The sequence below is a fragment of the Acinetobacter nosocomialis genome, from assembly GCF_041021905.1.
Classification (GTDB): domain Bacteria; phylum Pseudomonadota; class Gammaproteobacteria; order Pseudomonadales; family Moraxellaceae; genus Acinetobacter; species Acinetobacter nosocomialis.
In genome coordinates, this window is sequence record NZ_CP157432.1 from 3,289,180 (window position 1) to 3,303,174 (window position 13,995).

Below are 13,995 nucleotides of genomic sequence, written 5' to 3' on the forward strand. Positions count from 1 at the left end.
GATAATTTATTTTTGAGAATCTTTATATAGCATTCTTTTGAATGCTTATCTCTATACTAGAATATATGATTTTATATTTTAAAATTTATTTAATTTTTATAAAAAAGGAACTCATTTGAGTTCCTTTTTTCTTTATAAACCTAGAGTTTTTTCAATATATTCTAGGTTAGGTATGTGGTAGCGTTGATCTTGCATACGCACATATTTAAATACTGTAGGGTGCTGTTCAGCTTCTTGGTGTTCATCTATTTCATCAACAATTTCAGAAATACGTAAACGAACAGAGATCGGCATAGTTTTACACATTAAAGCAAAACGTTGGCTGATATCTTCCCCTTCAATTACCAGTGCTACAGCATATTGATCAGTTGCATTATGGACTGAGTATATAGGTAACTTTACATCATGCCACTCAATATGTTTTACGCCATTTTTTACGTCCATGGCGGATAACACAATATTTTGCGGCAACAGCATAGGTACCTCATCATTACATTCAATGATATAGGCATCAATAAAACCAGTTGAAACCGTAATAAGATGCTGTAGCTCTTGTTGGTCCATATTACCGATCAAAGATGTATTTACACTACCTTTCATGATTTGACCTCACTTTCAAATGCTACAAGTAAAGCATCAATATTTTCTAGTAACTCTTCTTCTTGGAACGGTTTACCCATATATTGACTTACACCTAACGAGAATGCCCGTTCACGATGTTTTTCACCTGTTCTGGATGTAATCATAATAATTGGCATGTATTGATGCATATCATGATGTCGTACAAGATTAAGTACTTCGAAACCATCCATACGTGGCATTTCAATATCAAGCAGCATCAAATCCGGCTTAATATTTTCTAGCTGTTCTATGGCATCAACGCCATCTTTAGCCGTAACAACATCGTAGCCTTGGCGTTCAAGTAATCGAGACGTTACCTTACGTACAGTTACGGAGTCATCGACAATCATAACGAGGCGGCGCTCGTCTGATTCACGTTGTCTATATACTGCTTCACTAAGCTGTTTATGACGCGGTGTAGACTGAATTTGTCGCGCAATATTTTGCCCGTCTAAAATTAAACAAACCTGTCCATCACCTAAAATCGTGGCACCTGCAATTGCTCCAATGCTAGAGAACTGTTGACCAATTGGTTTCACTACAATTTGAGCTCGAGAACCAATTAACTGATCGACAAGTAACGCCACAGTTTGGCCATTGTTGGCTTTAATCATTAAGACAGGTAATGAATACATCATGCCATTTAGTCGTGGCATTGGTTGATTACCAACAAATTCTGAAAGATAACGTAATGGATAACGCTTATTTTCATATTCAAATAGTTCTTTAGGACTTTCAAAATACTGCTCTAAAGAAGCTGGCGAAACTCGAACAATTCGATCAATTTGAGCAAGTGGAATTGCAAATTGCTGATCTGCCACTTTTACCATTAAGGCATCACTTACAGCTACAGTAGTCGGTACACGTATCGTAAATGTTGTTCCCTTACCATAAACAGAGTCAACGCTAACATGTCCACCTAAAGCTTTAATATCGCTCTGTACGACATCAAGACCAACACCACGTCCAGAAATCTGAGTAATCTGTTCTGCGGTACTTAAACCTGGATGGAAAATTAGCTGTAGAATATCTTGCTCTTCTAAATCTTGTTCTGGCTTGATCAGACCAGCAAGCAGTGCTTTTTGGCGGACTTTTTCTACATCAATACCTTGTCCATCATCGCTAAAGACAACAACAACGTCTGTTCCTTGACGCTGAATGTTCAGTTCAATACGCCCTGCTTCCGGTTTATTCGCCTTTTGGCGCTGTGCCCGGTCTTCTAGACCATGGTCGATTGCATTTCTGAGCATATGCTCGAGTGGTGTCACTAAGCGTTCTAAAATGTTACGGTCTAACTCACCTTCGGTATTATTTACGAAAAGCTCAGCAGGTCTATTCAAGGCTGTAGATGTTTGACGCACAATTCGCTGCAAACGCGGTAACAAACGTGAAAATGGAACTAGACGTGTTCGCATTAAGCCTTCTTGAATTTCTGCCTGAATACGCGACTGTTGTAAAAGCAAACTTTCTGTATCTCTGATCTTGTGAGATAACGTATTTTTAAAGTCGACCAAGTCCGATGCAGATTCAGCAAGAGATTTCGATAACTGGTTTAAAGATGAATATTGGTCCATCTCTAAAGGGTCAAAGTCGGTATAGCGAGAATGCTCAATACCGTGTTTAGCAATAATTTGTGTTTCTAACTCGCCTTCCATTCGTCGTAACTGATCGGCCAGTCGTTGAATAGCCAATTCCATTTCAACCAATGTATGACCGAACTGACTCAAGTCCATTTCAATTCGTGAACGGTTAATCGAGTTCTCACCAGACAAGTCAATCATCTTCTCGATCAAGTCTGCTGAAACACGGATCATTTCATTGTTCTGATCTAGACGTTCTGTTTGCTCCCATGCGCCCATCATTGGTGGTGGTTCTGTACCATCACCTTGAATGAAGGTCATCACAGGTTCTGAGCTAAACAAATCAGTTTTCGTTAACTTAGCCGGAATTTGGATATTCGTTTCAAAGAATTGGATATTTTCTAAACTTTGTTGTAATCCATCGAAATGCTGATAGTTATGCTTGAAAATAGCATCTTTTAGCCATGCAATTGCACTTTCGAGCAAATGGTCATAAATATTCGAGTTGAAGTGATGCAGTGCAAATTGTTCGAATGTATTTTCGAGTTGATAGGCAATCGCGTAGACGGCTTCTAAACCGACCATTCGTGCACCACCCTTCAAACTGTGCACAGCTCTTTGTAATTGAAGCAAGATACTACGGTTTGTACGCTGCTCAAACCATTGTTTCAATAGCCCATCAGCCATTTCTAACAATTCAGCAGCTTCTTCTAAGAATGTCTGCTCAACAACAGCCGTAATATCCTGTTCTTCAACTACCGCTTCATTCTCTTCTGATGTAACAGATGTTATTGCTTCAACTGGCGTAGCTAACTCAGTAACAACGTTATCAAATACCAGCTGATCATTATGAACTTCTAATTCTGTAAGAACAGGCTCAATTTCTGCCGGTACTTCATCGATTAATACTTCAGATATCAGCTCTTGTTCAGAGAAAATCTCACTTTCACTATCAAATACTTCAACCACTGGTACAGGTTGGAAGTTAGAGGTTTGACCTGCTCGTTTTAACGCGTTAATTGTGTAAGGAGCTGCATAATCTAATTGTTGTTCACGCATGATTTGCAGACGGTCAGCCAAGTCATCTTGTACTAAACGGATAAAATCAATTAAAGGTGAAGTTGCAACTAACTGCTTTTGAATTAAACGCTCATATATGCTTTCTAATTCATGGGTAATCGAACCTAGATAAGTCGCCTGAACCATATTTGCTCCACCTTTCAAGGTATGCAAATAGCGCATTAGATTATTCAGGGCTGCAAAGTTTTCTTGCTCACCTACCCAAATATTGAGATCGGTATCAATTCCCTCCAGTAGTTCATCAGCCTCTTCAAGAAAGATATCTAAAAGGTCAGGATCAAAGTTTTGATTTACCTGTGTAGAAGAAATATATTGGCGATCTTGCTGTACACTCTGGCTTAATACTGCCCAGTCTGCAGAGTCTGATAAATTCTCTACCGTAACAGCAGCTTCTGGCTCTGGTTCGATATTAAATAGTGGCTCAACAGAAGCAGGATCTTGCTGAGACAGGTCATTGTGAACGCTCGGAGTATGTAGGGTATAAAGTTTTAATTCTTCTAGAATGCTTTGATGTTGCTTAACAATACCAACTCGCTGACCAGCAGCCAAGGCATCGAACAATTGAATAAGCTGTTGATGCGCTTTTTGATAAATTTCAAATATATAATCTGATTGCAATAATAGAGGTTTATCAAGTAATACATCATAACTTTCTTTCAATTGACTGGTATATTCATGTAAACCCAGCATTGCTTGAGAATGTGTATGTTGTAACAGTAGATCAGCTTGTTCACTTAGACGTTCAAGATAATCTGGAAACTCATTACGAATGCCTTTCTCAAAATCTAACTCTGCATCTAATAATTCAGAAACATCTAACAACAACAGTTGTGATACCAAACCATGAGAAGGTGTTAATGGATCTGTTCGGTCACCATGTTGCTCAACGTAAGCATCCCATGATTGATTAAACTGCTGCAATCGAGCTTCAAGCTGTTCATTTGAACTATGTTTAGATAGAAGCTCTAAGCTATCTCTAATAAACTCACGATATTCTTGTAATAATAAAATTTCATCTGAGTTAGAAGAGAGTTCTTCTTGCAATAGTATTTTAAATAAGTGCTCAACTTTGGTACTTGCTTCAAAAATTGTTTCGACCTGCGCCATCGCAGAACTGCCACGCAAAGTATGTAGCGCGCGTATTAAGGCATTATAACTATCATACTGATGCAGCTCTTGATTTAAGAACTGATGAATTGTAGTTAAATGCTCCTCTGCCTCTTCCATAAACAAGGTCAAAGTTTCATCTAGATTTATTGCAATTTCAGTATCTACGTCTTCAACAATTGGCTCAGCCAATGAGTTTTGCTCAATATAGTCTAGCTCAAGCCCAGTCATTGTTTCGGCAGTAAGCGTATTTGAAAGCTGTAAAAGCTCTTCTAAAGCAGGTTCTAAACTTTGCTGTTGTTGCAGTTGTTGGCCTAATAAAATAAGCGGTCGAAAATCTACTGCATGTGCTCTTTTTTGCTTAAAGTTATCTACTAATTTAAGAAAATAGAACTTAAATACTAATTGAACATAGCTCTGGATTGCTGGAGTCAATTTAAGGGTTTGATTGATTACGCGATTAAGCGTATCTTCAACTGTCCAAGCAAGCTCAGCTGAAGATTTAGCACCAATCATTCTTCCAGAACCTTTTAAAGTGTGGAAATGGCGGCGGATTTCAGTGAGCGTAGCAGTATTCTCAGACTGCATCCATTCATTTAATAATGGTTGCAAATCAACAAAAATTTCTTCAATTTCTTCAACAAAAATTTCAAGAAACTCAGCATCTTGTTCAGAATAGCTATCTTCAGGTAGCGTCATTGCTTCAGTTAAAGTTTTTAATATTTCTTTCATAGCAAAGGCTTCTTTTGCTTACCCCCTGAATGGGGAAAACTACAGAGTCAACACCAGAAAAATAGCTATTTCCCCAATATTTGTCTGGCGCTGCTCATACTTTTAAAAGAATAGCTATTATGAGAATAGCTATTCTCATCCCCCAATTTAGTCAGGTAATTTAAAGTCCGTTACTGACTCACGTAATGACTCCGACATATTCGCCAATTCAGATACAGAACGAGCAGTATCGAAAGTTGCCGTTGTTGTTTGTGAAGTAATTTCTTGTACAACAGTCATGGTTGCAGCAATGTGACTCGCAGAAGCTGATTGAAGTTTTGCTGCATCAGAAATGCTCGCAATTAAGTTTGCCAAGTCACCCGATACTTTTTGAATTTCATCAAGTGCAATACCCGCATCTTTCGCTAAGTTAGCACCACGTACAACCTCTGTTGTCGTTTGTTCCATTGAAATAACGGCTTCATTGGTATCCGTTTGAATCGTTTTAACAAGCGTTTCAATCTGTTTAGTTGCCGAAGCTGAACGTTCTGCAAGACGTTGGACTTCGTCAGCAACCACGGCAAAACCACGACCTGCTTCACCGGCCATAGATGCTTGAATTGCTGCATTTAAGGCTAGAATGTTTGTTTGGTCTGCAATATCGTTAATAAGCGATACGATGTTACCAATTTCTTGTGAAGACTCACCCAAACGCTTAATACGTTTCGAGGTTTCCTGAATCTGTTCACGAATGGTATCCATACCCTCAATAGAACGGTTTACGACTTGTGCACCATTAGATGCAATATATACCGAACGTTGTGCTACTTGAGCAGATTCAGAAGCGTTGGCAGATACTTGGTCAATCGACAATGCCATTTCGTTCATTGCAGTTGATGCACCGGCAATTTCTTGTGCTTGGTGCTCAGATGCCTCTGCTAACTGGTTAGTAATATTTTGAGTATCTTGCGTATAACGTGCAACTTCCTGAGAAGTTTCATGGATTCGTGATACTAAGTCACGTAACTGGTCAATCGCAAAGTTAATCGAGTCGGCAATCGCACCAGTAAAGTCTTCAGATACCGTTGCATATGAACGTAAGTCACCATCTGCAAGATCGGCAATTTCATCAAGTAAACGTAAAATCGCATTCTGGTTACGATCATATTCTTCTTGTAATGTAGCTACACGTTGTTTATCTGCTTTACTACGAAGTGATAAAAGCTTTAAAACAGAAGTAATTAAGCCAAGAAGTGATAATGTCAGTACAGCAACTAACGCAAAAGCCTTCCAGCCATATTGGGTTTGTTCTGAAAGATCACCTAAAGCAGTTAACATTGCATCAGATTGAGAGAATATCTCACTTGATGATTGACGTACGTTTACGATCTGGTTTGTATGCTTGAGGACAGAAGTTGCAGCAGATTTTAAAACTTTATCATATTCAGTTTTGATACCTTCCAAAGATTCACGCACTTCAGGAGATTCAACTTTAGCTACCCCCAACTCCGCATTTCCATTTAGCTGTGCATCTAAGTACACACCAAAAGTCTCAATATCAACACTAAAGTCATGCGCTGAGTTTTCAGAGTTCTCTGTACCAACGAAAACCGAGTTAATAGATCGTAAAATACGTTCCGCAATAAATACTTGGTTTTTAGCAATTACGACCTGATTACTTGATACTTTTTCGCGGACCATCTTATCAACCATCAAGTTATATTCAGCTTGAATCTCAGGAATAGAATCACTAATCGAGATATTCATATTATATAACTGGTTAATTACGTCCTGTTGTGATGAGATCAAGTCAATGTCATAAGACAAAGATTTCCACAGAGTCGCTACTTTTTTATATTCTTTTGAAGATGTACCATAAATATTTTCGACATTTTTTATATTTTTGGCAAAAGTTTGACGCGATTCAACCAAGTCTTTCATGGCTTGAGGTGAACCAGAAGCTGTCGCTTCTGTAGCCTGTCTAGAAATCGTTTGTGATAGTAAACGTAACTCACCCATACTACGTGTTAATTCGTTATGTCGAGGTACACTATAAAACAAGTAAGCAAGCGAAGTTGAAGCTAATACTAAACATAATAACGCTACATAAAGGATAGGCTTGGACTTTTTACTTTCCCCAAATAAACTGGCGTATTGCTCAATTTGTGACTGAATTTTCGCAATAAAGTTGACACTCGATTTTTCGTTTACACTACGATTGCCACTTTTCTTTTTAAGTTTAAAGCCCATACAGCTTCTCCCCAGAAAAATACACTGTGTATTAACAGCATAAAAATTAGTTTATAAATTTTGTCGATGCATTCATGTAATGTGGGTTTTGCAATAATCGACTAAATAAAAAAACATGCCAATGCTGATTGTGTTGGTGAAAATACCCTTGGCAATATTCTTTTAAATTTTCCTCCAAGTTTGAACTTTGAGAAAAAAAGCTTTTCTTATTAAAGTGTTGAATCCCCAAGACCTGATCAACAACCAATCCCACATATTGGTCTTGATGGCTAATACATAACACTTTTTGGGCAGCCGAAAATGAACTTCGTTGCCCTGAAATAAAATGTGCCAAGTCAGAAACTGAAAGTAATCTTCCCCGAATATTTGCCAGTCCCTTCACCCAACTTTGGGTATTTGGAACAGGTGTATATTTTGGTGGATAGATAACCTCTGACACTTCCCCAAGTGGTGCGACGAAGTATTGCCCTCTCATTTCAAAAGCAATTCCTGACCATCGCTCTGCTTCATTTTGGACTGAAGCGTAATTCTTGTTACCCCGTTTAGACAAACGAAGTAACTCAATAAATCCGTTCGCGGCCATACTCGATCCTATAAGACGGGTGTAGACCCGCCATTTATGTTTTTATGGATGGATGAGTTAATTTAGAAATTGTTTAATTACATCGATCAGTTGCTTTTCTTCAATAGGCTTAATCAAGTAATCGAGAGCACCCTGACGTTTACCCCATACTCGGTCAGTTGCCTGATCTTTAGTACTTACAATAACAACTGGAATATGCTTAGTGTCTTCATCACGGGTAATCTGGCGTGTTGCCTGAAAGCCATTTACACCTGGCATTACAACATCCATTAACACTAAGTCAGGCTGTTCTGCTTTTGCCAAAGTTACACCATCTGCACCATTAGATGCTTCAATTACATCGTAACCGTGCTTAGTTAGAATTTCTCTAAAACGATAAGTTTCTGTTGGTGAGTCATCAACAATAAGAATACGTGCCATTTCTTCTTTGCCCTTAAATTACTTAATTATGAACTTACATGATTACGAATCGCATTTAACAATTCATCTTTGCTAAATGGTTTCGTCAAGTATTCATCTGAACCTACCACACGCCCTTTTGCCTGATCAAATAGACCATCTTTACTAGAGAGCATGATAACGGGAATGTTCTGATAATTTTGAGAGTTCTTAATCAGAGCACAAGTTTGATAACCGTCTAAACGAGGCATCATGATATCTACAAAAACGATATCCGGATTCGCTTCAGCAATTTTAGATAAAGCTTCAAATCCATCGACAGCAGTAATCACTTCACAACCTTCACGTTGCAATAATGTTTCTGCTGTACGGCGAATAGTTTTTGAGTCATCAATAACCATTACTTTCAGATTTTGGAACGCATCTTCCATTTAATCTTCCATCCCCATAACATAAAATATAAATGCAATTTAACTTAAATTTGTTTTTACAGATTTATACGCATTTTTAACATATCTATACTTCTATTTTCAATGAAAGGTTTTTGTCTACTTTCTCATTTATAAACAATAACTTTTAACCTCATCACACTTTCGAAAAAATTATCATTTTTTTTAGAATGTCGATATTTTTATTCAGTTAAATAATAACTAATATATTTAAGATTAATTATTTAAAAATAAGCGGTTTAGCTTTCTTTTTTGGGGAATTTTATGAATAAGCGGATGAAATATGCCTTTTATAGGACCTGCTTGTCTGTTTTTATAAGCATTGCTTCTTGCGGAGCCCTGTTTTTCTCATCCCCAACTTTAGCTGCAAATGGTGTTCCTAAAGCTGTTTGGTATCGCTATTACGACCAGCATGGCATTGCTAATATTAGTACATCTGTAACTCCCGCTCATATTCGCTATGGATATGAGGCACTTGACCAAAATATGCAGGTCATTAAAAGAAATCATCCCTATAATTCTGAAGCTGATCTAAATCAATCTTCACAACGTGCATTATCTGCTCGATATAGGGAAGAAGATAACAAGTTAAAAAAAGCATATAGCAATAGTAAAACTGCGTTGATTAAAAGAGACCAAGCTTTATTGGCAATCAAAAAACAAATGAATTATCAACAGGAACAACTGAGCCAATTACAACAAGACAAAATTTTATTTAAACGTCAGGAAATGGAATATTTTCGTAAAGGTGAAAAGGTTCCTGAAAGGCATAAAACCCTAATTGAAAACAATCTGATGAATATTAATAAGGTTAAACAAACACTTGAAATACTTTCAAAAAACTATAACCGCACCAATAAAGACTATGAAAATATTATCGAACGTTTAAAAAAGCTTGAATAAGCGCACAGCTTTATCAAGAATAGGGGCAAAATAAAATTTGAATTACAGGATGATGCTGTATGCGCACAACGCATCTTACCCCTTCTACTTTTTTTAAATTAAGCTTAATTAGCCTGAGTTTGATTTTAACTGCATGTCATCAGCAAGAAGTACCAAAAAACACAGCATCTGAACCAAAAAAAATTGAACTGATTCCTCAAGATTTAATTACTGTAAAAGAAGGTTCGCTTGCTGCTCAGACTGCCTTTACAGGAACTATTCGTGCGGTACAACAAAGCTCTATTCAAGCTCAAGTCAGTGCGACAGCAACATCTGTTAATGCAAATGTAGGACAAAAAGTACAAAAAGGCCAAGTTTTAGTCAGATTAAACAATCAAGATAATGCTGCACGTTTAGCTCAGGCTGAAGCAAATCTTGCTTCAGCTCAGGCACAAGCAGAGCTTGCACGTAATTTGATGAATCGAAAACAAAGACTACTTAATCAAGGCTTTATTGCCCGTGTAGAGTTTGAACAGAGTCAGGTAGATTATAAGGGTCAACTTGAAAGTGTTAGAGCTCAGCAAGCCAATGTTGATATTGCTAAAAAGGCTGATCGAGATGGTATTATTACTAGCCCGATTTCAGGTGTCATTACTAAACGACAAGTTGAACCGGGACAAACTGTTTCGATTGGACAAACATTATTTGAAATCGTTAATCCTGATCAATTAGAAATACAGGCAAAGTTGCCTATTGAGCAACAATCTGCACTAAAAGTCGGCAGCTCTATTCAATATCAGATTCAGGGTAATTCAAAACAATTACATGCCATACTGACTCGGGTCTCACCTGTAGCAGACCAAGATAGTCGACAAATTGAATTTTTTGCAGCTCCTAAAGAAGCGATTGACTCACTCAGTATCGGCGCTTTTATTAATGGCATTATTTTGCAAAATGATCGCAATCAAGGACAAACCATTCCTTTAGATAGTATTCAAAACCTGCAACAAGATCCTTTCGTATGGGTGATACGCAATCAAACCATTCAAAAGGTCAAAATTCGGGTAGTTGAGCAGCGTTACAATGAAAATATTGCTTTGGTACAAGGTCTACAAAGCACAGATCAGATAAGTCGTATCCAGTTTGACGATTCCGATATCAATAAAAAAGTGACGCTTACAGCCGAAAAAAATAAATAAGGTAGCAAATAGCTTATGTGGTTTACCCGAATCAGTGTGAAGTACCCCGTTTTTACCATTATGATGATGCTGTGCTTAATGGTACTCGGGTTAGCCTCTTGGAAGCGCATGACCGTTGAAGAGTTTCCTAACGTAGATTTCCCATTTGTAGTGGTTACCACGCAATATGCTGGTGCTTCACCTGAAGCGGTTGAATCGGATATTACAAAAAAACTCGAAGATCAAATCAATACAATTTCGGGCATTAAACAAATTACTTCACGCTCAAGTGAAGGATCATCGATGGTGATTGCCGAGTTTAATCTAGACACCTCTTCAGCAATTGCTGCTCAAGATGTTCGCGACAAAATTGCTCCGGTTATCGCTCAATTTCGTGATGAAATTGATACGCCGATTGTGCAACGCTACGATCCTTCATCTAGCCCGATTATGTCGGTGGTGTTTGAGTCGAATACGATGAGCTTGGCTCAATTAAGTTCTTATGTAGACAAAAAAATTGTGCCGCAACTTAAAACCGTTTCTGGTGTAGGTAATGTCAATTTATTAGGTGATGCGAAACGCCAAATTCGTATAAAAGTTCATCCTGAACAATTACAAAGCTATGGTATTGGCATTGATCAGGTCATTAACACACTAAAAAATGAAAATATAGAAGTACCTGCAGGAACTTTACAGCAAAAGAATTCTGAACTAGTGGTACAGATTCAATCAAAAGTTATTCATCCTTTTGGTTTTGGTGACTTGGTCATTGCTAATAAAAATGGCTCGCCTATTTTTCTAAAACAAGTGGCAACTGTTGAAGACACTCAAGCCGAACTGCAATCCAGTGCTTTTTATAATGGAAGAACCGCAGTCTCCATCGATATTTTAAAAAGTTCAGATGCCAATGTAATTCAAGTTGTCGATAAGACTTACCAAACCTTAGAGAAGCTAAAAGCTCAAATGCCTACTGGATTAAACTATAAAGTCGTCGCAGACAGCTCCAAAGGTATTCGCGCTTCAATTAAAGATGTAGTACGTACCATTCTTGAAGGAGCAGGTTTAGCAGTTTTAATTGTTTTACTCTTTTTAGGTTCTTTCCGATCTACCGTCATTACAGGTTTAACTTTACCCATTACCCTGCTTGGAACTTTAACGTTCATTTGGGCTTTTGGTTTTAGTATTAACATGATGACGCTGTTAGCTCTATCACTCAGTATTGGTCTATTAATTGATGACGCGATTGTAGTTCGAGAAAACATTGTTAGGCATACAGAGCTTGGCAAAGACCATGTCACCGCCGCTTTAGATGGCACCAAAGAAATTGGGTTAGCAGTACTCGCAACTACACTTACCATTGTGGCGGTATTTTTACCTGTTGCTTTCATGGGGGGGTTAATTGGGCGTTTCTTCTACCAGTTTGGGGTAACTGTAAGTACAGCTGTTCTTATTTCTATGTTTATCAGTTTTACACTCGACCCAATGCTTTCAGCACATTGGAAAGACCCGGTAAAGAAAAAAGAAAGTCGACTACAACGTTTCTTTAATCACATTTCTAAATTACTAGATGGCCTTACCCATATTTATGAAAAGCTGTTGAAACTTGCTCTGCGCTTTCGTTTTATTACAGTCATTATTGCGATTGCTTCACTGGTTGCGGCCTTAGGTTTATCTAAATTGATTGGAACCGAATTTGTACCAGTTCCAGATAAAGGTGAAATCCGTATTCAGTTCGAGACGCCTGTCGATGCTTCTTTAGAATATACTCAAGCCAAGTTACATCAAGTCGATCAAATTATTAGGCAATTTCCCGATGTGGTTTCTACCTACGGGGTTGTAAATAGCACAATAGACTCTGGTAAAAACCACGCTGGTTTAGGAGTGACTTTAAAACCAAAACAACAACGTAGTTCAGATTTAACAACGCTCAATAATGAATTCCGTGATCGTTTGCAAACCGTAGCGGGTATTCGTGTTACCTCCGTTGCTGCGGCTCAAGATTCAGTTTCTGGTGGTCAAAAGCCAATCATGATTTCGATTAAAGGAACTGACCTGAATGAACTTCAAAAAATTTCAAATCGATTTATGACTGAAATGGGTAAAATTAAAGGTGTGGTCGATTTAGAAAGCTCGTTAAAAGAACCGAAACCAACTTTAGGTGTTCATATTAATCGTGTACTGGCAAGTGACTTAGGGTTGTCTGTTTCCCAAGTTGCCAATGCGATTCGACCACTCATTGCGGGCGATAATGTCACAACGTGGGAAGACCGTGACGGCGAAACTTATGATGTAAATATCCGTTTAAATGAAAACAAACGTATGCTTCCGCAAGACGTGCAAAACCTATATCTCAACTCAAACAAAACTGGTGCAAATGGACAACCGATATTAGTTCCATTGAGTGCAGTAGCAACAACCGAGCAAAAATTCGGTGCGTCACAAATTAACCGACGCGATCTTGAGCGCGAAGTACTCATCCAAGCCAATACGTCAGGACGCCCAAGTGGGGATATCGGGAAAGACATCGATAAAATGCAAAAAGCATTTAAGTTGCCTGGCGGTTATACCTTCAATACCCAAGGTGCCAATGCAGATATGGCCGAGTCTGCGGGTTATGCATTAACTGCTATTACGCTTTCCATTGTATTTATTTATATTGTTTTGGGTTCTCAGTTTAATAGTTTTATTCACCCAGCTGCGATTATGGCATCTTTGCCCCTGTCATTGATTGGGGTGTTTCTTGCACTGTTCTTGTTCAGAAGTACCCTAAACCTATTTTCAATTATTGGCATTATTATGCTCATGGGGCTAGTAACCAAAAACGCGATTTTACTTATCGACTTTATTAAAAAGGCCATGGAACATGGGGAAAGTCGTTATGATGCTATTTTACAAGCGGGTAAAACCCGTTTACGCCCTATTTTAATGACTACTAGTGCTATGGTCATGGGTATGGTTCCATTAGCTTTAGGCTTGGGCGAAGGCGGAGAGCAAAGTGCGCCGATGGCCCATGCTGTTATTGGTGGTGTAATCACCTCTACCTTATTGACTCTTGTAGTAGTACCCGTCATTTTCACTTATCTGGATGACTTGAAAAACTTTATGCTGCGTCAAACTCGACGATTCATGTCATAATGCAGCAACTATCGTATAAT

At 38.2% G+C, this 13,995-nt stretch carries 9 protein-coding genes; 3 read left to right on the top strand and 6 right to left on the bottom strand.

What is annotated here, in order from left to right; translation table 11 throughout:
- Positions 1–132: 132 nt before the first annotated feature.
- From ABLC00_RS15295 to pilG, 6 genes are all read right to left on the bottom strand, one after another.
- Complete coding sequence (locus tag ABLC00_RS15295) at positions 133–600, bottom strand: hypothetical protein (protein ID WP_004885382.1); 468 nt, start codon at positions 598–600, stop codon at positions 133–135.
- A complete protein-coding gene (locus tag ABLC00_RS15300) occupies positions 597–5,120 on the bottom strand; it encodes a hybrid sensor histidine kinase/response regulator (protein WP_033846601.1) in 4,524 nt (1,507 codons plus the stop codon). Before ABLC00_RS15300 ends, ABLC00_RS15295 begins: the two co-directional genes overlap by 4 nt.
- A gap of 147 nt (positions 5,121–5,267) precedes the next feature.
- Positions 5,268–7,349, bottom strand: a complete 2,082-nt coding sequence (locus ABLC00_RS15305) for a methyl-accepting chemotaxis protein (RefSeq protein ID WP_004885376.1) — start codon at positions 7,347–7,349, stop codon at positions 5,268–5,270.
- A gap of 46 nt (positions 7,350–7,395) precedes the next feature.
- Positions 7,396–7,932: a chemotaxis protein CheW gene (locus ABLC00_RS15310; RefSeq protein ID WP_004885375.1), complete on the bottom strand. Its 537-nt coding sequence runs from the start codon at positions 7,930–7,932 to the stop codon at positions 7,396–7,398.
- Between the two features lie 57 nt (positions 7,933–7,989).
- On the bottom strand, positions 7,990–8,352 hold the full coding sequence (locus ABLC00_RS15315; protein ID WP_002051151.1) for a PleD family two-component system response regulator: 363 nt from the start codon (positions 8,350–8,352) through the stop codon (positions 7,990–7,992).
- Between the two features lie 26 nt (positions 8,353–8,378).
- Entirely contained in the window at positions 8,379–8,762 is a 384-nt protein-coding gene (gene pilG, locus ABLC00_RS15320; RefSeq protein ID WP_000389061.1) for a twitching motility response regulator PilG, read from the bottom strand.
- A 282-nt stretch (positions 8,763–9,044) separates the two neighbouring features.
- Here pilG and ABLC00_RS15325 point away from each other — a divergent pair, with 282 nt between their 5' ends.
- The 3 genes from ABLC00_RS15325 to ABLC00_RS15335 are packed head-to-tail and all read left to right on the top strand — an operon-like array spanning position 9,045 to position 13,975.
- Positions 9,045–9,683, top strand: coding sequence for a hypothetical protein (locus tag ABLC00_RS15325; protein ID WP_004885373.1), 639 nt, complete (start codon positions 9,045–9,047; stop codon positions 9,681–9,683).
- A 59-nt stretch (positions 9,684–9,742) separates the two neighbouring features.
- Entirely contained in the window at positions 9,743–10,861 is a 1,119-nt protein-coding gene (locus ABLC00_RS15330) for an efflux RND transporter periplasmic adaptor subunit (protein ID WP_004885371.1), read from the top strand.
- A 15-nt stretch (positions 10,862–10,876) separates the two neighbouring features.
- Positions 10,877–13,975 carry an efflux RND transporter permease subunit gene (locus ABLC00_RS15335; RefSeq protein ID WP_025466812.1) on the top strand — a complete coding sequence of 1,033 codons (3,099 nt, stop codon included), beginning with the start codon at positions 10,877–10,879 and terminating at the stop codon, positions 13,973–13,975.
- The last annotated feature ends 20 nt before the right edge of the window (positions 13,976–13,995 follow it).